At 71.7% G+C, this 19,036-nt stretch carries 19 protein-coding genes, 2 tRNA genes and 1 pseudogene; 12 read left to right on the top strand and 10 right to left on the bottom strand.

Going from position 1 to position 19,036, the window contains the following annotated elements; translation table 11 throughout:
- Positions 1–946, bottom strand: a pseudogene (locus LV457_RS15530) (13E12 repeat family protein); the annotation flags it as partial.
- A 57-nt stretch (positions 947–1,003) separates the two neighbouring features.
- Entirely contained in the window at positions 1,004–2,182 is a 1,179-nt protein-coding gene (locus LV457_RS15535; RefSeq protein ID WP_232172588.1) for an MFS transporter, read from the bottom strand.
- A 135-nt stretch (positions 2,183–2,317) separates the two neighbouring features.
- Between LV457_RS15535 and LV457_RS15540 the strand changes: the two genes are divergently transcribed.
- The 5 genes from LV457_RS15540 (at position 2,318) to LV457_RS15560 (ending at position 5,682) form a co-directional block, all read left to right on the top strand.
- On the top strand, positions 2,318–3,028 hold the full coding sequence (locus LV457_RS15540) for a Clp protease N-terminal domain-containing protein (RefSeq protein ID WP_232172162.1): 711 nt from the start codon (positions 2,318–2,320) through the stop codon (positions 3,026–3,028).
- Between the two features lie 30 nt (positions 3,029–3,058).
- Positions 3,059–3,862, top strand: coding sequence for a fumarylacetoacetate hydrolase family protein (locus tag LV457_RS15545; protein WP_232172164.1), 804 nt, complete (start codon positions 3,059–3,061; stop codon positions 3,860–3,862).
- Positions 3,859–5,328, top strand: a complete 1,470-nt coding sequence (gltX, locus tag LV457_RS15550) for a glutamate--tRNA ligase (RefSeq protein ID WP_232172166.1) — start codon at positions 3,859–3,861, stop codon at positions 5,326–5,328. The genes LV457_RS15545 and gltX overlap by 4 nt, the downstream gene beginning before the upstream one ends.
- Before the next feature lie 72 nt (positions 5,329–5,400).
- Positions 5,401–5,472 (top strand) — tRNA-Gln (locus tag LV457_RS15555).
- Positions 5,473–5,606: 134 nt separating this feature from the next.
- Positions 5,607–5,682: transfer RNA gene (locus LV457_RS15560), tRNA-Glu, on the top strand.
- A gap of 117 nt (positions 5,683–5,799) precedes the next feature.
- On the opposite strand, the gene LV457_RS15565 is transcribed toward LV457_RS15560, so the two are convergent.
- Together LV457_RS15565 and LV457_RS15570 are read right to left on the bottom strand one after the other, a co-directional pair.
- Positions 5,800–6,294 (bottom strand): pyridoxamine 5'-phosphate oxidase family protein, encoded by a 495-nt coding sequence (locus LV457_RS15565; protein WP_232172168.1) that lies wholly within the window; start codon positions 6,292–6,294, stop codon positions 5,800–5,802.
- Positions 6,295–6,299: 5 nt separating this feature from the next.
- The gene (locus LV457_RS15570; protein WP_232172170.1) at positions 6,300–7,019 is read right to left on the bottom strand and encodes an IclR family transcriptional regulator; all 720 of its coding nucleotides are present in this window, start codon (positions 7,017–7,019) and stop codon (positions 6,300–6,302) included.
- Between the two features lie 37 nt (positions 7,020–7,056).
- Here LV457_RS15570 and leuC point away from each other — a divergent pair, with 37 nt between their 5' ends.
- The 3 genes from leuC (at position 7,057) to LV457_RS15585 (ending at position 10,129) form a co-directional block, all read left to right on the top strand.
- On the top strand, positions 7,057–8,484 hold the full coding sequence (gene leuC, locus LV457_RS15575) for a 3-isopropylmalate dehydratase large subunit (RefSeq protein WP_232172172.1): 1,428 nt from the start codon (positions 7,057–7,059) through the stop codon (positions 8,482–8,484).
- A 21-nt stretch (positions 8,485–8,505) separates the two neighbouring features.
- Positions 8,506–9,102 carry a 3-isopropylmalate dehydratase small subunit gene (gene leuD / locus LV457_RS15580; protein ID WP_232172174.1) on the top strand — a complete coding sequence of 199 codons (597 nt, stop codon included), beginning with the start codon at positions 8,506–8,508 and terminating at the stop codon, positions 9,100–9,102.
- 205 nt (positions 9,103–9,307) lie between these two features.
- Entirely contained in the window at positions 9,308–10,129 is an 822-nt protein-coding gene (locus LV457_RS15585; protein ID WP_232172176.1) for an HU family DNA-binding protein, read from the top strand.
- Positions 10,130–10,140: 11 nt separating this feature from the next.
- On the opposite strand, the gene LV457_RS15590 is transcribed toward LV457_RS15585, so the two are convergent.
- The 3 genes from LV457_RS15590 to cofC all read right to left on the bottom strand — a co-directional run bounded on the left by LV457_RS15590 (position 10,141) and on the right by cofC (position 14,078).
- Positions 10,141–11,067 (bottom strand): NUDIX hydrolase, encoded by a 927-nt coding sequence (locus LV457_RS15590; RefSeq protein WP_232172178.1) that lies wholly within the window; start codon positions 11,065–11,067, stop codon positions 10,141–10,143.
- Positions 11,068–11,131: 64 nt separating this feature from the next.
- Positions 11,132–13,342 carry an RNA degradosome polyphosphate kinase gene (locus LV457_RS15595; protein WP_374198868.1) on the bottom strand — a complete coding sequence of 737 codons (2,211 nt, stop codon included), beginning with the start codon at positions 13,340–13,342 and terminating at the stop codon, positions 11,132–11,134.
- Positions 13,335–14,078, bottom strand: a complete 744-nt coding sequence (gene cofC / locus LV457_RS15600; protein WP_232172182.1) for a 2-phospho-L-lactate guanylyltransferase — start codon at positions 14,076–14,078, stop codon at positions 13,335–13,337. The genes LV457_RS15595 and cofC overlap by 8 nt, the downstream gene beginning before the upstream one ends.
- A gap of 71 nt (positions 14,079–14,149) precedes the next feature.
- Here cofC and LV457_RS15605 point away from each other — a divergent pair, with 71 nt between their 5' ends.
- Both LV457_RS15605 and LV457_RS15610 read left to right on the top strand, forming a co-directional pair.
- Positions 14,150–15,148 carry an NAD(P)H-dependent glycerol-3-phosphate dehydrogenase gene (locus LV457_RS15605; RefSeq protein WP_232172184.1) on the top strand — a complete coding sequence of 333 codons (999 nt, stop codon included), beginning with the start codon at positions 14,150–14,152 and terminating at the stop codon, positions 15,146–15,148.
- A 2-nt stretch (positions 15,149–15,150) separates the two neighbouring features.
- Positions 15,151–16,254, top strand: a complete 1,104-nt coding sequence (locus LV457_RS15610) for a cystathionine gamma-lyase (RefSeq protein ID WP_232172590.1) — start codon at positions 15,151–15,153, stop codon at positions 16,252–16,254.
- A gap of 6 nt (positions 16,255–16,260) precedes the next feature.
- Here the strand turns inward: LV457_RS15610 and LV457_RS15615 are convergent, their stop codons facing one another.
- Both LV457_RS15615 and LV457_RS15620 read right to left on the bottom strand, forming a co-directional pair.
- On the bottom strand, positions 16,261–16,830 hold the full coding sequence (locus tag LV457_RS15615) for a DUF3515 domain-containing protein (RefSeq protein WP_232172186.1): 570 nt from the start codon (positions 16,828–16,830) through the stop codon (positions 16,261–16,263).
- Positions 16,800–17,042 carry an Lrp/AsnC ligand binding domain-containing protein gene (locus LV457_RS15620; protein WP_232172188.1) on the bottom strand — a complete coding sequence of 81 codons (243 nt, stop codon included), beginning with the start codon at positions 17,040–17,042 and terminating at the stop codon, positions 16,800–16,802. Before LV457_RS15620 ends, LV457_RS15615 begins: the two co-directional genes overlap by 31 nt.
- A gap of 118 nt (positions 17,043–17,160) precedes the next feature.
- On the opposite strand from LV457_RS15620, the gene LV457_RS15625 reads away from it, so the two are divergent.
- Complete coding sequence (locus LV457_RS15625) at positions 17,161–18,123, top strand: thiamine-phosphate kinase (protein WP_232172190.1); 963 nt, start codon at positions 17,161–17,163, stop codon at positions 18,121–18,123.
- Between the two features lie 11 nt (positions 18,124–18,134).
- Complete coding sequence (locus tag LV457_RS15630; RefSeq protein WP_232172192.1) at positions 18,135–18,815, top strand: uracil-DNA glycosylase; 681 nt, start codon at positions 18,135–18,137, stop codon at positions 18,813–18,815.
- A 15-nt stretch (positions 18,816–18,830) separates the two neighbouring features.
- On the opposite strand, the gene rpmB is transcribed toward LV457_RS15630, so the two are convergent.
- Positions 18,831–19,025 (bottom strand): 50S ribosomal protein L28, encoded by a 195-nt coding sequence (rpmB, locus tag LV457_RS15635; RefSeq protein ID WP_232172194.1) that lies wholly within the window; start codon positions 19,023–19,025, stop codon positions 18,831–18,833.
- Positions 19,026–19,036: the final 11 nt, after the last annotated feature.

A 19,036-nucleotide genomic window follows, 5' to 3' on the forward strand; every position in this document is an offset into this window, starting at 1 on the left:
TGTTCGAGGGCGCGGCGCAGCCGGCGGCTGATGGTCCGGGTGGTTCGGCCCGAGCCGATGACCTGGCCGTCGCGGTGGAACCACACCTCGCAGGTGGCGTCGCAGGTCAGGTAGCGGCGGTCATCGGCCGGCAGCAGCGGACCCAGGTGCAGCGCGGCCACCCGATCCTTCACATCGACGTGACGACGACGGTGGTGTGCTGGCCGTGGGGGCGGCGGGCCACCTCGGCGTCCCAGCCGGCGTCGACCAGCTCCAGGAACGCGTCGGCCGTGGTGGGCATCGGGGGCCGCTCGACACCCGGGTCGCCGACGGCGGCGGCGGCGTTGCCGTTGCTGTCGTCGTCGTTGTTGTGGTTGTGTTTCCACGCCGCGATGAGCGCCTCGTGATGCGAGCGCAGCGCGGCCTCGAATTTCGCCGCCTCGAGGTGGGGGAGTTTGATGCGCCACGCCGTGTAGTCGGCGTCGGCGGTTTTGGTGATCGAGGGTCGCGGGTCGGGCCGTGGGCCGGGCTCGGGGTCGGGGCGCGGTTCGAGTGTGACCGCGGTGCGCAGCTGGTTGACCGTGGCGACCGCGGCCAGCTGGGCGTAGTGCTCATCGGAGCCCGCACCCGCGCCCTCGGCGATCACCCCGACCTGATCCAGCGACAGCCGGCCCTCGCGCATGGCTTGCGCGCAGCGCGGGAATTCCGGTAGCCGGTCCGCGACGGCGGCGATGGTTTTGGCGTTGCGCGTCGACATGCCGGTCCGCCACGCGATCAACGCCGCGACCGAGCGGGCGCCGGTATGACCCCAGATACCGTCCCGCTCGATGGTGGCCGCGATCTCGACAATGCGCGCATCAATGGCGTTGCGCTGACCGCACAATTCCGCCAATTCGTCGAACAACACCCCGAGACGTTCAGACGGATGCAACGGCGTCAACCGACTCGATCGAGGACATGCCGCCATTATCGCAGCGGGGTCCGACAAATCCGGGGCGAGCGGAAGCCGACCTGGTAACCGTGCTCACCCGGTGGGCGCAGCACCGGCAGTGCTGATTCGCCGTTCGTCGCGCACCGGCACCAGCGGCAGCGCCGCGACCGGAAACAGCGCGCAGACCGCGAACGTCAGCGGGAACCCGACCGCCGCGATGAGAGCGCCGAACGCCGGTGGCGCCACCGCCGTGGTGAGCAGCTGGCTGGTGTTCTGCGTCCCGAGCGCCCGGCCGCTCCAGAACGGGCCGGCGATCTCGGCGATCGCGGTGAACGCCAGGCTGTTGTCGGACACCACCACCACCGAGGCCACCACCATGACGGCCACCGCGACGTCCCAGTCGAGTGCGTCGGTGAGCGCCATGGCCGCCATCGAGCCGGCCGCCAGCACGGCGATCCACCGGATGGGCCGCAGCCGCGAGCCCACCAGGTCGGACAGCCGGCCCGCCGAGATCCGGCCGGCCGCACCGGCGACCTGCGCCGCGAGCACCATGGCGCCGGCGGCCCCCGCAGACCAGCCGCGGTCCGTCATCAGCCACACCAGCGTGTAGGTCCACAGCAGCGACTGCGGAATCACCAGCAGCACCGAGACGGCGTGGATGCGCCAGAGCACCCGCGAGCCGCGGTAGGGGTTGGCGAGGTCGGCCGCGGCGGCCTGTCCGCGCGGCGGCCGGGGCGGGTCGACGACGAAGAGCGCGCACACCACGGTCGCCGCCGCGCACGCCGCCGCCGGGAACAGCAGCGCGACGCTCGTGCCGTGCGCCTGCGCCAGCTGCGGGATCACCAGGGCGCCCACTCCGACTCCGAGCGGCTGCGCCGTCTGCCGAATGCCCATCACCGTTCCGCGTTGTCCCGGCGGGAACCAACCGACGACCAGGCGCCCGCTCGCGGAGTTGCTGCTAGCCGCAGCCATGCCACCGACGAAGAGCCACACCGACACGGTGGCAAGCGAATCCGCCGCCGCGGCACCAACAGCGGCAGCCGCGGTGAGCCCGGAACCCACCGCGAGCACCCACCGCTCACCCACCCGGTCGAGCACCCATCCCCACGCGATGAGCGTGAGCACCATGCCGAAACTGGGCAACCCGGCGAGCAGGCCGGCGTGCGCGAGGTCGAGCCCGCGGTCGGTGTGCAGCGTCGGGATGAGGAACGCGACACCGTTGATGAAGATGTTCGCCGTCAACGTCGCGCCCAGGGCGATGGCGAGCAGCATCCACCGGCGCACCGAGCTGATCTCTGCCACGCCCGCGAGCTTGCCATGCCGTCTCAGCCGACAAGAAGACGATCCCAAACTATAAGACGTCAAGCAATGATTGACGGCTTGGGCGAGTCAACCTATGGTTGACGCATGACCACCAAGACCACCCGGCCCGTCCGACTCGACGACTTGATCGACGCCATCACCACGGTTCACAGCGACGTACTGGATCAGCTGACCGACGCCGTATTGGCGGCGGAGGCCCTGGGAGAGGTGGCCGACCACCTCATCGGCCACTTCGTCGACCAGGCGCGCCGCTCCGGAGCGTCCTGGACCGAGATCGGGCGTCGCATGGGCGTCACCAAGCAGGCGGCGCAGCAGCGGTTCGTTCCGAAGGCGGGTGCCAACCCGCTCAACGCCGACGACGGCTTCGCCCGCTTCACACCGCGGGCCCGCAACGTGGTCGTCGCGGCGCAGAATGTTGCCCAGCAGGCGGGCTACGCCGAGATCACGCCCGACCACCTGCTGCTGGCCTTGCTCACCGAACCGCAGGGGCTGGCCCATGAGCTGCTCGTCGCGCAGGGCCTGTCGGCCGACGGCGTGCGCGACGCGGTGGCGCTGCCAGCCGGCGCCGGATCGGCGCCCGACCTCGTCCCGTTCAGCGGGCCCGCGCGCAAGGCGCTCGAGCTCACTTTCCGGGAGGCGCTTCGGCTCGGCCACAACTACATCGGCACCGAGCACCTGCTGCTCGCGCTCGCCGAAACCGAACCCGAGGACGGCCCCTTGCACCGGCTCGGCTTCGACAAGCCGCGCGCCGAGGCGGAGTTGCGGCGGATGCTGGAGTCGTTGACCACCGGCTGACGGGCCCGGCCCGTTCACTAGGCTGATCGGATGCGTCTCGGTCGAATCGCCAGTCCCGACGGTGTCGCCTTCGTCAGCGTCGAGGGTGCCGACGCCGACGCCGTCGCCCGCGAGATCGCCGAGCATCCCTTCGGGACACCGACCTTCACCGGCCGGCAGTGGGCGCTCGCCGACGTCCGGCTGCTGGCGCCGATCTTGGCGAGCAAGGTGGTCTGCGTCGGCAAGAACTACGCGGACCACATCGCCGAGATGGCTGCGCACGAGAGGAGCGAAACGGGTTCGGTGGAGTACCCGGACCCGATCATCTTCCTGAAACCCAACACGTCGATCGTCGGGCCGAACGTGCCGATCCAGCTGCCTGCGAATGCTTCGGAGGTGCACTTCGAGGGCGAGCTCGCCGCTGTGATCGGCCGGCCCTGCAAGGACGTGCCCGCCGCACGTGCCGCCGAGAACATCCTCGGCTACACCGTCGCCAACGACGTCTCGGCCCGCGACCAGCAGCGCGCCGACGGACAGTGGACGCGGGCCAAGGGGCACGACACGTTCTGCCCCGTCGGCCCGTGGATTTCCACCGACCTCGACCCGTCCGACGTCGAGCTGCGCACCGAGGTCAACGGCGAGGTGAGGCAACACAGCCGGACGTCGCTGATGATCCACGACGTCGGCGCGATCGTGGAGTGGGTCTCGGCGGTGATGACGCTGTTGCCGGGTGATCTCATCCTCACCGGCACGCCGGCCGGCGTGGGTCCCATCGAGCACGGCGACACGGTCAGCGTCACGATCGACGGTATCGGCACGCTCACCAATCCCGTTGTGCGCAAGGGGCGCTCGTGACGAGTTCCGACGTGCGGGTCCGGTTCTGCCCGTCGCCCACCGGCACCCCGCACGTCGGTCTGGTGCGCACCGCGCTGTTCAACTGGGCCTACGCGCGCCACACCGGCGGCACTTTCGTCTTCCGCATCGAGGACACCGACGCCGCCCGTGACAGCGCCGAGAGCTACGCCGCGATCCTCGACGCGCTGCGCTGGCTGGGCCTCGACTGGGACGAGGGGCCGGAGGTCGGCGGACCGTTCGGGCCGTACCGACAGTCCGAGCGCGGGGAGATCTACCGCGGCGTCGTGGCGACCCTGCTCGCGAACGGCGAAGCGTACGAGTCGTTCTCGACACCGGCCGAGGTGGAGGCCCGCCACATCGCCGCCGGCCGCAACCCGAAGCTCGGCTACGACAACTTCGACCGCGACCTCACCGACGCCGACCGCGAGCGGTTCCGCGCCGCGGGCCGGCCGGCCGTGGTGCGGCTCCGCATGCCCGACGAGGATCTCGGCTGGCACGACCTGGTGCGGGGGCCGACGACCTTCCCGGCCGGCTCGGTGCCCGACTTCGCGCTGACGCGCGGCACCGGCGAGCCGCTCTACACGCTCGTCAACCCCGTCGACGACGCGCTGATGCGCATCACCCACGTGCTGCGCGGCGAGGACATCATGCCGTCCACGCCGCGTCAGATTGCGTTGTACCAGGCCCTGATCCGGCTCGGGCTCGCCGAGCGCGTGCCGCAGTTCGCGCATCTGCCCAGCGTGCTGGGGGAGGGCAACAAGAAGCTCTCGAAGCGAGACCCGCAGTCCAACCTGTTCCTGCACCGCGACCGCGGCTTCCTGCCCGAGGGGCTGCTGAACTACCTGGCGCTGCTCGGCTGGGGCATCGCCGACGACCACGACGTGTTCAGCCTCGACGAGATGGTCGCGGCGTTCGACGTGGTGGACGTCAACGCGAACCCGGCGCGCTTTGACCAGAAGAAGGCCGACGCGATCAACGCCGAGCACATCCGCCGGCTGCCGGTCGACGACTTCGCGGTGCGGCTCTCCGACTACTTCGCGGCCCACGGCCACGACACCGGGCTCTCCCCCGAGCGGTTCGCCGAGGCCGCCGCGCTGGTGCAGACCCGCATCGTGGTGCTCGGCGACGCCTGGGAGCTGTTGCGCTTCCTCGACGACGACGAGTACGCGATCGACCCCAAGGCAGCCGCCAAGGAGCTCAAACCCGACGCCGCCGCGGTCATCGACGCCGCGATCGCCGCGCTCGGCGGGTTGGCCGACTGGGATCCGGCGAGCATCGAGGACGCGCTGCGCAGCGCGCTGCTCGACCGGCTGGAGCTCAAGCCGCGCAAGGCATTCGGTCCGATCCGCGTGGCCGTCACCGGCTCGACGATCAGCCCGCCGCTGTTCGAATCGCTCGAACTGCTCGGCCGCGAGCGGAGCCTTTCGCGGCTGCGCAACGGCCGTGAGCTGGCGGTTCACGGCTAGCTGCAGGTCTTTGGTAATCTGCTCGTCGGCCCTCGAGCAGCCGTGCGTGCGCAAGCGGTGAGGGTGTGCCAGTGGGGTATGGTGTAATTGGCAACACAGCTGATTCTGGTTCAGCCGTTCTAGGTTCGAGTCCTGGTACCCCAGCAAGATCTCCGGCGTATCCTCCGCCAGGTTTGCCGCCAAATGCCCAAGCGCTGCTCCGCTTTCGCCGCCATGGGCGCCGCCGCCAGACGATTAGGTGAGCACTCGCCGCGTCGGCTATGCTGACTCTCGGTTCCGGCCCCGTCGTCTAGCGGCCTAGGACGCCGCCCTCTCACGGCGGTAGCGTGGGTTCGAATCCCATCGGGGCTACCACAGCACCAAGCCCGGACCGTTCGCGGTCCGGGCTTTCTCGTGCCCGCGCCCTTTCGCGAAACCGCATTCCCGGTCGTTCTCGTCGCCGAAACACGACCGGGAATGCGGTTTCGCGGGTCAGGCCGGTGCCGTCGAACCGCCCAGCGGCATGGCCGGCATCCCGAGCTTGCGGTGGTCCCAGGACCGGGTCCGCGTGACGTTCAGCCGGACGCCGACCCGCTTGTTCATCATCATGTCCACCGCGGGCTTGAGATCGTCGGTGTAGGGGCCGGTGTAGCGCTCCCACACGCTGACCCCGACCGCGAAGATCACGTCCGGATCGTCGACGATCTCGGCGGTGCCCTCGAACGACACGCCGCGCAGGGTGTCATAGGTCTGGCCGTCCTCCAGCAGGAACGTGATCCGCGGGTCGCGACGCAGGTTCACCACCTTCTGCGACTTGGCCTTCGTCTCGAACCAGATGTCGCCGTCGACGACGCCGTACCACATGGCCGTCAGGTGGGGCTGGCCGTCGCGGCCGATGGTGGCCAGCGTCCCCGCCCGGCTGCGGTGGACGAAATCGGTGATCTCGTCGTCGGTCATGACGATCTGTGCGCGCTGGTTGCTGCCCATGCGGCTCAGTCTGGCAGGCCGCCGCCGAGCCGCCGGGTCAGGGCGTCGGCGGCCGCGAGCAGGTCGGCGGCCCACCGCTCGCCGGGCCGCCGCCCGATGCGGTCGATCGGACCCGACACCGACACCGCCGCGACCACCTCGCCGCGGCCGTCGCGCACCGGCGCCGACACGCTGGCCACGCCGGCCTCGCGCTCGGCGACACTCTGCGCCCAGCCGCGGCGCCGCACCTCGGCCAGCGCGCGGGCGGTGAACACGGCGTCACGCAGCACCGCCTCCTGGGTGGCGGCATCGCTGTAGGCGAGCAGCACCTTGGCGCCCGAGCCGGCCGTCATCGGCAGCCGGATCCCGACCGGCACCGTATCCCGCAGTCCCGCAGGCGGTTCCAGGGCCGCGACGCAAATCCGCTCGGTGCCGTCACGCCGGTACAGCTGCACGCTCTCGCCGGTGATCTCACGCAGCCGCGGCAGCACCGCGGCGGCCGCCGCCGGCAACGCGTCGTCGACCCGGTGTGCCAGCGCGCTGATCGCCGAGCCGAGCCGCCAGCGTCCGTCGGCGTCGCGGGCCAACAGCCGGTGCGTTTCCAACCCGGCCGCCAGCCGGTGCGCGGTGGCGCGGGGGAGACCGGTGCGCGCGCACAGCTCGGCGAGGCCACAGGGCGCCTCGGCCACCGTGTGCAACACCAGCACGGCTTTGTCGAGCACGCCGATGCCGCTATCCTGTCTCATACTGAGATACTAACGTTCCAGAATGTGAGATGGCGAGATGTCTGAACAGCCCCGGACGCTGGCGGAGAAGGTGTGGGACGACCACGTGGTGGTTCCCGGCTCGGGAACCGGCGCGGCCCGCGAACCCGACCTCATCTACATCGACCTGCACCTCATCCACGAGGTGACCAGCCCGCAGGCCTTCGACGGGCTGCGCCTCGCCGGCCGCCCGGTGCGCCGGCCCGACCTGACGCTCGCCACCGAGGACCACAACGTCCCCACCGTCGACATCGACAAGCCGATCGCCGACCCGGTGTCGCGCACGCAGGTGGAGACGTTGCGCCGCAACTGCGCCGAGTTCGGGATCCGGCTGCACCCGATGGGCGACGCCGAGCAGGGCATCGTGCACATCATCGGCCCGCAGCTCGGCCTGACCCAGCCCGGCATGACGATCGTGTGCGGCGACAGCCACACGTCCACCCACGGCGCCTTCGGCGCGTTGGCGATGGGCATCGGCACCTCGGAGGTCGAGCACGTCATGGCCACGCAGACCCTGCCGCTGCGGCCGTTTCGCACCATGGCCGTCAACGTGGACGGCGAGCTGCCGGCGGGAGTCACCGCAAAGGACATCATCCTCGCGGTCATCGCCAAGATCGGTACGGGCGGCGGGCAGGGCTACGTCATCGAATACCGCGGCAGCGCCATCGAATCGCTGTCGATGGAGGGCCGGATGACGATCTGCAACATGAGCATCGAAGCGGGCGCCCGGGCCGGGATGGTCGCCCCCGACGAGACCACGTACGCCTACCTCCGCGGCCGCCCCCACGCCCCCACCGGCGCGGACTGGGATGCCGCCGTGGCGAACTGGGAGCAGTTGCGGACCGACCCGGCCGCGGAGTTCGACACCGAGGTCTACATCGACGCCACGACGCTCAGCCCGTTCGTCACCTGGGGCACCAACCCCGGCCAGGGCGTGCCGCTGGCCGCCGCGGTGCCCGATCCGGAGCTGATGACCGACCCCGACGAGCGCCACGCCGCCGAAAAGGCGCTGGCCTACATGGACCTCGCGCCCGGCACCGCGATGCGCGACGTCGCGGTCGACGCCGTCTTCGTGGGGTCGTGCACCAACGGCCGGATCGAGGACCTGCGGGCCGTGGCCGAGGTGCTGCGCGGCCGCCGGGTGGCCGACGGGGTGCGCATGCTGGTGGTGCCGGGCTCCATGCGGGTGCGCGCCCAGGCGGAATCGGAAGGCCTGGGCGAGATCTTCACCGCGGCGGGCGCCGAGTGGCGCCAGGCGGGCTGCTCGATGTGCCTCGGGATGAACCCCGACCAGCTGTCGCCGGGCGAGCGTTGCGCCTCGACGTCCAACCGCAACTTCGAGGGCCGGCAGGGCAAGGGCGGCCGCACCCACCTGGTGTCGCCGGTGGTCGCCGCGGCCACGGCGGTCAAGGGCACGCTGGCCTCGCCCGCGGACCTCGACGACTAGCACCGACGGAGGAGTCAGAGCATGGAAGCCTTCACCACCCACACCGGGATCGGCGTGCCGCTGCGGCGCTCGAACGTCGACACCGACCAGATCATCCCGGCGGTCTACCTCAAGCGGGTGACGCGAACCGGTTTCGAGGACGGCCTCTTCGCGGCGTGGCGCAACGACCCCGCCTTCGTGCTCAACGTCAGCCCGTTCGACCGTGGTTCGGTGCTCGTCGCCGGACCTGACTTCGGCACGGGGTCGTCGCGCGAGCACGCGGTGTGGGCGTTGCTGGACTACGGATTCCGGGTCGTCATCTCCTCGCGCTTCGCCGACATTTTCCGCGGGAACGCCGGAAAGGCCGGTCTGCTGGCGGCCGAGGTCGCCCAGCCCGATGTCGAGTTGTTGTGGAAGCTCATCGAACAGCAGCCGGGCCTGGAAATCATTGTCGATCTTGAACATCGGACCATTACCGCGGGAACTGCGGTGGTGCCCTTCACGATTGACGATTACACCGCCTGGCGGCTGCTCGAAGGGCTGGACGACATCGGCCTCACGCTGCGGAAAGTCGACGCCATCGAGGCCTTCGAGAAGTCGCGGCCGGCGTGGAGACCGCGGACCCTGACCACCGGCTGACCGCTTCAAGATCACTTCAAATCGCCCGTGCCAGACGCGGGTTCGCCGGCGCGGCGCTGATCGTCGGTGTGGGGCAACCGGATTGCTCGATTTGATATCAGCTACCCCGAAATTGCGCGTGGCTCTTGGAAACCAGCAGGAACAAGGTTTACCGTGTGCTTCAGCCGGTCCAGGAAGGACCACTGGATTTCGGAGGGTTTTGCGCATGAATAAGGCAGAGCTGATCGACGAGCTGACCGTGAAAATGGGCGCGGATCGCCGGCAGGCCACCCTCGCGGTGGAGAACGTCGTCGACAGCATCGTGCGCGCCGTGCATCGCGGCGAGAGCGTGACCATCACCGGCTTCGGGGTATTCGAGCAGCGCCGCCGCGCGGCCCGGGTGGCGCGCAACCCGCGCACCGGCGAAACCGTCAAGGTGCGGCCGACATCCGTGCCGGCGTTCCGGCCCGGTGCGCAATTCAAGGCCGTCATCGCCGGCGTCCAGAAGCTTCCGGCCGAGGGGCCCGCGGTGAAGCGCGGGGTGCTGGCAGGCACCGGCAAGAAGGTTGCCAAGCAGGTCGCCAAGGCGGTCAAGGCCACCAAGGCGTCGACCAAGAAGGCGGCGACGCCGGCGAAGTCCACCACCACCGGCGCGGCGAAGAAGACCTCCGCCGCCGGCGCCACCACGTCGCCGGCGAAGAAGGCCACCCCGGCGAAGAAGACGGCCACCAAGTCCACCGCCGCGAAGTCCACCGCCGCCAAGTCCACTGCCGCGAAGTCCACTGCCGCGAAGTCCACTGCCGCGAAGTCCAGCGCCGCCAAGTCGCCGGCGAAGAAGGCCACGAAGTCGACGGGCACCAAGTCGGCGGCGAAGAAGACCACCGGCACCGCCGCCAAGAAGTCACCGGCGAAGAAGACGACCACCGCCAGCACCGCCACCAGCAAGGCGCCGGCCAAGAAGGCCGCTGCGTCGAAGAAGGCCGCGACCAAGACGCCGGCCCGCAAGACCGCGGCCACGAAGGCGCCGGCGAAGAAGGGCCGCCGGTAGCCGCCCGCGACTCAGCTCTTCGGCGGTAGCGGACTGCCGTAGTAGTCGGCGGCGATCAGCTTGCCGTCGGCGCTCGACAGCACCCACATGCTGCCCTTGCGGTTGTGCGACTCGTCGGGCCGCACGCCCTCCCGGTCGCACCACCACCGCACCAGGTCCGGAATGACCTTGCCCTGCGTGCAGATCACGCGGCCCGGGCCCGACGCCGCGATCTCCAGGACACGGCGCCGCGCCGCCTTGCGGTCGTCGCCGTAGGCCTCCTCGGACAGCGCCGGTTCCCGCTCGATGGCGACGCCGAGTTCCTGGGCGAGCGGCTCGAGGGTCTGTTCGCAGCGCACCCGGTCGGCGGCGTGCAGCTCGGTGGCGCCGAACGCCAGCAGCTGACCGACCAGCGCTTCGGCCTGCGCGCGGCCCACTTTGTCCAGCGGCCGGTTGCGGTCGTCGCCGTGGTAGCTCTTCTTGTCGCCGGCCCGCGCGTGCCGCACGATCAGCAGCGACTGGGTGTCGGCGGGCGCCTTGCCGAACTGCTGGAGCGTCTTGCGGTCGAAGTCGTAGCTGACGACGTCGAGCGCCTGATCCACGGGCAGCCACCGCAGCTCGTCGACTTCGTCGTTGGGCGCGAACTCGCCCTCACCGGCCCGCGCCGCCCAGTACCGGACCTGCTTCACGCCTTGCTCGACGGGGTAGCGCACGGTGCCGAGCCGCCGGCCCAGCGTCGCCGGGAACCCGGTCTCCTCCAAGATCTCGCGCACCGCGGCGACCGGCTCCGACTCGCCGGGATCCAGCTTGCCCTTCGGCAGCGACCAGTCGTCGTAACGCGGCCGGTGGATCACCGCGACCACCAGCCCGCCGCCATCCTCGGACGGCCGCCACAGCACGGCACCGGCGGCCAGAATCGGCCGCGCTCTCCCGGTGCGGGCGGAGCGGGACTTGGACACTCGAACTCCTCGCCTGAGCTGTCGGTCGGCCGGTCTGCCGGCCGATCAAGATACCCGGCCGCGGTTACCCGCCGGTGCTGCGGCGGCGGTCCATCAACGACACCTGGTGGTCGCGGACGCTCTCGCCGTCCCTCGGTGACGGCGTCCAGGTGCCGTCGGGGCCGAGCACCCAGCACCGCGTCGCGGGATCGAGCGCGGAGGTGAAGATGTCTTCGAGCTGCTGGGTGAGCTTCGGGTCCTTGACCTGCGCCATCACCTCGACCCGGCGGTCGAGGTTGCGGTGCATCATGTCCGCGCTGCCGATCCAGAACTCGTCGATCGCGCGGAAGTGGATGATCCGCGAGTGCTCGAGGAAGCGGCCCAGGATCGAGCGGACCGAGATGTTCTCGCTGTAGCCCGGCGCGCCGGGCCGCAGCGCGCAGATGCCGCGGACCACCACCTCCACCGGCACCCCGGCCGCCGACGCGCGGTAGAGCGCGTCGATGACCTGCTCGTCGACCAGCGCGTTGGCCTTCAGCCGGATCCCGGATTCGGCGCCGTCGTGGTGCGCGGCCGTCTCCCGCTCGATGCGCTCGATGATGCCCCGCCGCACACCGTGCGGTGCCACCAGCAGGTTGCGGTAGCTGTCCTTGCGGGAGTAGCCGGTGAGCGAGTTGAACAGGTCGGTCAGGTCGGCGCCGATGTCCGGCGCGGCCGTGAGCAACCCGATGTCCTCGTACAGCCGCGCCGTCTTCGGGTTGTAGTTGCCGGTGCCCACGTGGCAGTAGCGCCGGATGGTGGCGCCCTCGCGCCGCACCACCAGGCACGTCTTGCAGTGGGTCTTGAGCCCGATGAGCCCGTAGACCACGTGCACGCCGGCCTGCTCCAGCGCGCGGGCCCACTTGATGTTGGCCTGCTCGTCGAACCGGGCCTTGAGCTCCACGAGCGCGACCACCTGCTTGCCGGCCTCGGCGGCGTCGATCAGCGCGTTGACGATCGGGGAGTCGCCGGAGGTGCGGTAGAGCGTCTGCTTGATGGCCAGCACGTTCGGGTCGGCCGCGGCCTGTTCGATGAAGCGCTGCACGCTCGTCGAGAACGAGTCGTACGGGTGGTGCACCAGCACGTCGCCGTCGCGCAGCGTCGAGAAGATGCTCTTGGGCGTCTCCCGCTCGCCGAACGCCGGATGGGTGGCGGGCACGAACGGGCGGTCCTTGAGCGCGGGCCGGTCGACGTCGTAGATCTGCCACAGGCTCGACAGGTCGAGCAACCCGGGCACCTGCACCACGTCGCCGGGGTGGACGTCGAGCTCGCGCAGCAGCAGCTCGAGCATGTGCTCGGTCATGTCGCCGGCGACCTCGAGCCGCACCGGTGAGCCGAACCGGCGCCGCGCCAGCTCCCGCTCCAGCGCCTGCAGCAGGTCCTCGTCGCGGTCTTCCTCGACCTCGAAGTCGGCGTTGCGGGTGATGCGGAACGCGTGGTGCTCGACGATCTCCAGGCCGGGGAACAGCACCGGCAGGAACGCCGCGATCAACTCCTCCATCGGCAGGAAGCGGATGGTCTTGTCCGCGCCGTCGCGGGCATTGAGCATCACGAAGCGGTCGACGTTGTCGGGCACCTTGATGCGGGCGAAGTGCTGGCCACCGTCGTCGGGCTTCTTGACGGTGACGGCCAGGTTGAGCGACAGCCCGCTGACGAACGGGAACGGGTGCGCCGGGTCGACGGCCAGCGGGGTCAACACGGGGAACACCTGCTCGTGGAAGTACGTCGACAGCCGGTCCCGCTCGGCGTCGTCGAGGTCCGCCCACGACACCACCACGACGCCCTCGGCGGCGAGCGCCGGGCGCACCGAGTCGAGGAACACCCGGGCGTGCTGGCTCGCGATCTGCTGCGTGCGCTCGCCGATGCGGCGCAGCTGCTCCCGCGGCGACAGGCCGTCGGCCGACCGCACCGACAGCCCCATCTCGTCGCGGCGCTTCAGCCCCGCGACGCGCACCATGTAGAACTCGTCGAGGTTCGACGCGAAGATCGCCAGGAACTTCGCCCGCTCCAGCAGCGGCAGCGACGGGTCGTCGGCCAGGGCCAGCACCCGGGCGTTGAAATCGAGCCAGCTCAGCTCGCGGTTGAGGTAGCGGTCGTCGGGGAGCAGCGGATCCGCGACGGCGGCGGTCGCGGCCGGCGGCGCAGCAGGGGTGGTGGTCGCCGGCGGGGCCTCGAGCGTCGTGGCGGGCGGCGCCTCGGGCGTGGTGGCCGACTCCTCGCGTTCGTCGGTCAAGATCTCGGTGTCGGCGTCAGTCACCTTGCGAATTGTTCCCCACAATCGGCGGGCACTTCCACCCCGCAGCACATTTCACCCGCTGTTCACCATCGGTGGCGCGGGCGGTCGCGGGACCGACGCCGAGCAGCCGCGCCGCGGCCAGGTCGTCGGGCGTGTCGATGTCGCAGCGCAGCCCCGGCCAGTCGCCGGCGAGCTCGACGGCTCCCGAAAGCCGGTGCCGCGCAGCCGAATCGGCGCCGAACTGGGGGCGCAGGGGTGCGCCGAACGCCAGCAGCGCGACGGTGCCGACGCCGTGGCGGTCGGCGACGAAGCTGCGGCGGTGGGCGCGGGCCGCCCGCAGCGCCGCCGCCAGCTCGGCGGACCGCAGGGCGGGCAGATCGCCCTGCAGCGCAACGACATCGGCAAAGCGCGGCCGCAGTGCCGCCTCGGCGGCCGCCACCGCGCTGTTGAGCGGGTCGGGGTGGCCGGCGGGCGTCGGGTCGGCCAGCACCCCGGCGCCCAGCCGCCGGGCCGCCGCACCGGCCACCTCGTCGGGCGTCACCACGGTCACCGACGCCACCTCGGGCACCGCCAGCGCCGCGGAAACCGTGTCGACCAGCATCGCGAGCACCACCTGCTCGCGGACCGGCGCCTCGAACAGCGACGCGAGCCGGGTCTTGGCGGCGGAAAGCCGTTTGACGGCGACGACCACCGCGACGCCGCGCCCGCGGTCGGCCGCGGGTGGTGCGGGTTGGCCCGGACCGCTCATTCCCGTCATCCTGCCAGCCGTCGGCGCAGCGCGGTCGCCGCGCCTGGCAGGATGAACCACTGCGGTCGGGAAGGTGGGTGATGGTCACAGCAACGGTGATGGGAGCGGGCGCCTGGGGGACCGCGCTGGCCAAGGTGCTGGCCGACGCCGGCAACGAGGTGACGCTGTGGGCCCGGCGGCCCGAGCTGGCCGACGAGATCAACGCCACCCGCCGCAACAGCGGCTATCTGGGCGACGTCGCGCTGCCCGACGCCATCACGGCGACCGCCGACCCGGCCCGCGCGCTCGACGGCGTGACGACCGTGCTGCTCGCGGTGCCCTCGCAGACGCTACGCGCCAACCTCGGCGGCTGGGCGCCGCTGCTGCACCACGACGCCACGCTGGTCAGCCTGGCCAAGGGCATCGAACTCGACACCCTCATGCGGATGAGCCAGGTGGTGATCCAGGTGACGGGGGCGGATCCGTCGCGGGTCGCGGTGATCTCGGGCCCGAACCTCGCGCTGGAGGTCGCGCTCGAACAACCCGCCGCCACGGTGGTGGCGTGCGCCGACTCGGGCCGCGCCATCACGCTGCAGCGCGCACTCAACACCGGCTACCTGCGGCCCTACACCAACGCCGACGTCGTGGGCGCCGAGATCGGCGGCGCCTGCAAGAACGTCATCGCGCTGGCCTGCGGCGTCGCCGCCGGCGTCGGGCTGGGTGAGAACACCGCCGCGGCGATCATCACCCGCGGCCTCGCCGAGGTCATGCGGCTCGGCATCGCGGTGGGCGCCCAGCCGACCACGCTCGCCGGCCTGGCAGGCGTCGGCGACCTGGTCGCCACGTGCACCTCGCCGCGGTCGCGCAACCGCACGTTCGGGCTGCGGCTGGGGCAGGGCGGCACCATGGAATCGGCGATGGCGGCGGCGGGCGGTCACGTCGCCGAGGGCGTCACGTCCTGTGAGTCGGTGCTCGCCCTGGCGGCGAGCTACGACGTGGAGATGCCGCTGACCGAGGCGGTCTACCGGGTGTGCCACCGCGGCCTGTCGGTGACCGACGCCATCTCGCTGCTCCTGGGCCGATCGACCAAACCGGAGTGAGTGTGTCCGACCAGTACGGCGATTCGACGCTCAGCGTCACCTCGGTGGGCTCGCCGGCGGTCGCGGGCCAACCGGTCGCCGTGCCGCCGGTGCCGGCCAGCACCTATCACCTCGACCCCGACGAAACCGCCGGGCTCGACACCTACGGCCGCGGCTCGAATCCGACGTGGCGGGCACTGGAGAGCGCGCTCGCACACCTGGAGTATGCGACGTCGGCGCTGTGCTTCAGCTCCGGCATGGCGGCCCTCACCTCGACGCTGCGGGTTCTCACCCGGCCCGGCGCGGTGCTGGTGCTGCCCGCGGACGGCTACTACCAGGTGCGCCGGTGGGCCGCCGAGTCGCTGGCGTCGACCGGAGTGCAGGTGCGGGAGGCAGCCGCCGACGAGCTGTGCGACGCCGCCGCGGCCGCCGACGTGGTGCTCGCCGAGACGCCGTCCAATCCGCGGCTCGACGTCGTGGACCTGCACCGGCTGGCGCTGACATGTCGCAGCCGCCGCGCGGTGCTCGTCGTCGACAACACCACCGCCACGCCGCTCGGCCAGCGGCCGCTGTCGCTGGGCGCCGATCTGGTGGTGGGCAGCGCGACGAAGGGACTGGCCGGGCACAGTGACGTGCTGGCCGGCTATGTGGCGGGCAGCAATCCGGAGCTCATGGCCGCCGTGGCCGCCGAGCGGCTGCTCGCCGGCGCGGTGCTCGGCCCGTTCGAGGCGTGGCTGGTGCTGCGCAGCCTCGCCACCGCCGGCCTGCGGTTCGAGCGGCAGTGTCAGAACGCCCAGGCGCTCGCCGCGATGCTGCGCGACCATCCCGCGGTGCGGGCCGTGCGCTATCCGGGGCTTCCCGACGATCCGTCGCACCGCGTCGCGACCGCCCAGATGCGCCGCTTCGGGGCGCTGGTGTCGGTCGAGCTCGCCGACGCCGATGCGGTGCACGCGCTGGTCGAGCGCAGTGCGCTGCTGGTGGCATCGACGAGTTTCGGCGGGTTCCACAGCTCCGTCGACCGGCGCGCCCGCTGGGGCGACGCCGTGCCGGCCGGCTTCGCCCGCATCTCGCTGGGCATCGAGGACACCGACGACCTGCTGCGCGACGTCGGCCGCGCGCTGTCGTAACCGGCGTCAGCGCGCGGGCGCCGGATCGATCGGCCGGGCCGGCAACGTCGAGGCGACGAGGTCTGCCAGCTCCTGCAGCACGCCGGTGCCGGACTGCTGCGCGAGCGTCACCGCCGCGTACACCGGGCGGTCGACGACGTAGTAGGTGACCAGCGGGTCGTCGGCGACCCGGAACCACTGCACGCCGTTGATCTGCTGAATCGCCGCGCCCTGCACGAAGTCCGCGGGCCGGTTCAGGCCGCAGCGGAAGATCGCCGCCACCGGATCATCGTGCGCGCGCCACGCCGCGGTGCCCGCCGGGGCCGGGTCGGCGATAGGAGCCCGCCGGTAGTTCTCGATGTCGGTGGGCAGGGCGGCGATGAGCTGCCGGCATTCGGCGCTGTCGGCTTGCGGCGCCGGCACGTCCGCGATCCCGACGGGTTCGGTGGCTGCCGGGCGGGTGGCGATCCGCGCGATGACAAGCACACCGGCCAGCACGGCGACGGCCAGCACGATGGCCGCGATCAGCACCGCCCGCGGCGGCGCGTCCCGCTCGGGCGCCTCGCTCAGCTCCGCACCCTCGACGCGACCGGACACGTCAGCGTCCGGGTGATGCCGGCGACCTGCTGCACCGCCGCGACGACGTCGCGGTGCAGGGTCTCTCCGGTGTCGGCGGAGATGCGCACGACGACGTCGTAGGGGCCGGTGACGTACTCGGCCGACACCACGCCGGGCAGGGTCGCGAGCTCGGCGGCGACCACCTCGGCGCGGCCGACCTCGGTCTGGACCAGCATGAACGCCTCGACCACCCGCGTACTCTCCCGCTCCGACCGCTCTAGACTCTTCCCGGCGCCCGCGGCTCCGGTGTGCACAACCTACCGCAGGTCCGGCGAGTGTTCTAAGCTGCGCGAGATCGGTGGTCATGCCATGAGCGACGAGCCGACGCTGGCCGATCTGGGGGAGTTCGGGGTGATCGACCGGCTCGTGGCGGGCCGCAGGTGGCCGCCGCACGTCCTGCTCGGGCCCGGCGACGACGCCGCGGTGGTCGCCGCCCCCGACGGCCGCGTCGTCGTATCCACCGACACGCTCGTGGCGGGCCGGCACTTCCGGCTCGACTGGTCCGCACCGCACGACGTCGGCCGGAAAGCCATCGCGCAGAACGCCGCCGACATCGAGGCGATGGGTGCGCACGTCACGGCCTTCGTCGTCGGCCTCGCCGCCCCGCCCGACACCCCGGTCGCGGTGGTCACCGAGCTGGCCGACGGAATGTGGTCGGCGGCAACCGAACTGGGCGCGGCGATCGTCGGCGGCGACCTGGTCGGGAGCCCGGCGCTGGTGGTGTCGGTCACCGTGCTCGGCGACCTGGCGGGCCGGGCGCCGATCACCATGGGCGGTGCGAAGCCCGGCGACGCCGTCGCGGTGGCGGGCACCCTCGGCCGCTCGGCGGCCGGACTCGCGCTGTGGCGCAGCGGTTGTCGTGGCCATGCCGAGCTGCGCCGGGCGCACCTGGTGCCGACGCCGCCCTACGGCCAGGGCGTCGCCGCGGCCGACGCCGGCGCGACGGCGATGACCGACGTCTCCGACGGACTGGTCGCCGACTTGCGCCACCTCGCCGCGGCATCTGGTGTGCGCCTGGACATCTCCCGTGCCGCGCTGGCACCCGACGTCGCCGCGCTGTCGCCCGCCGCGGCCGATGCAGGCGCCGACCCGTGGGAGTGGGTGCTCGCCGGCGGCGAGGACCACGCGTTGGCCGCGACCTTTCCCGGCGAGGTGCCGGCCGGCTGGCGCGTGGTGGGTGCGGTGCTCGCCGGTCCCGCCGGCCTGACCGTCGACGGGGTGCCGTGGGACGCCGAGGCGGGGTGGCAGTCCTTCGGTGGGGCGCCGCGATAGGTTTGCTTCCCATGACCGCCAGGCCGCTGTCGGAGCTCGTCGAGGAGGGCTGGGCCGCCGCGCTGGCGCCCGTCGCCGACCAGGTGGCGCGGATGGGGGAGTTCCTGCGGGCCGAGCTCGCGGCCGGGCACCGGTACCTGCCCGCCGGCGAGCACGTGCTGCGGGCGTTCAGCTATCCGTTCCACGAGGTGCGGGTGCTCGTGGTGGGGCAGGACCCCTACCCGACGCCGGGGCACGCCGTGGGCCTGAGCTTCTCCGTGGCCCCCGACGTGACGCCGCTGCCGCGCAGCCTGGCGAACATCTTCGCCGAGTACGGCACCGACCTGGGCTATCCGCCGCCGTCGAGCGGTGACCTGACGCCGTGGTCGCGCCAGGGCGTCATGTTGCTGAACCGGGTGCTGACCGTGCGGCCCGGCGCGCCGGCGTCCCATCGCGGCAAGGGTTGGGAAGTGGTCACCGAATGCGCCATCCGCGCGCTCGTCGCCCGGCCGCAGCCGCTGGTGGCCATCCTGTGGGGTCGTGACGCCGTCACCCTCAAGCCGATGCTGCGGGAGGGCTGCGCGGCGATCGAGTCGGCGCACCCGTCGCCGCTGTCGGCGTCGCGGGGGTTCTTCGGCTCGCGGCCGTTCAGCCGCGCCAATGATCTGCTGCAGCAGCTGGGCGCCGAGCCCGTCGACTGGCGGCTGCCCTGACGGGCGGCGCGGCGGTCAGCCGCGCGAGACCTTGCCGGCCTTGATGCAGGACGTGCAGACGTTGACGCGCCGCTTGTTGCCGCCTGGGCGGGTCACCGCGTTCACGGTTTGGATGTTCGGGTTCCAGCGCCGGTTGGTCCGCCGGTGCGAGTGCGACACCGACTTACCGAAGCCGGGCTTCTTCCCGCAGACATCGCAGACGGCAGCCATGGGCGAACTCC

The sequence above is a fragment of the Mycobacterium sp. MYCO198283 genome (assembly GCF_021213805.1).
GTDB lineage: Bacteria > Actinomycetota > Actinomycetes > Mycobacteriales > Mycobacteriaceae > Mycobacterium.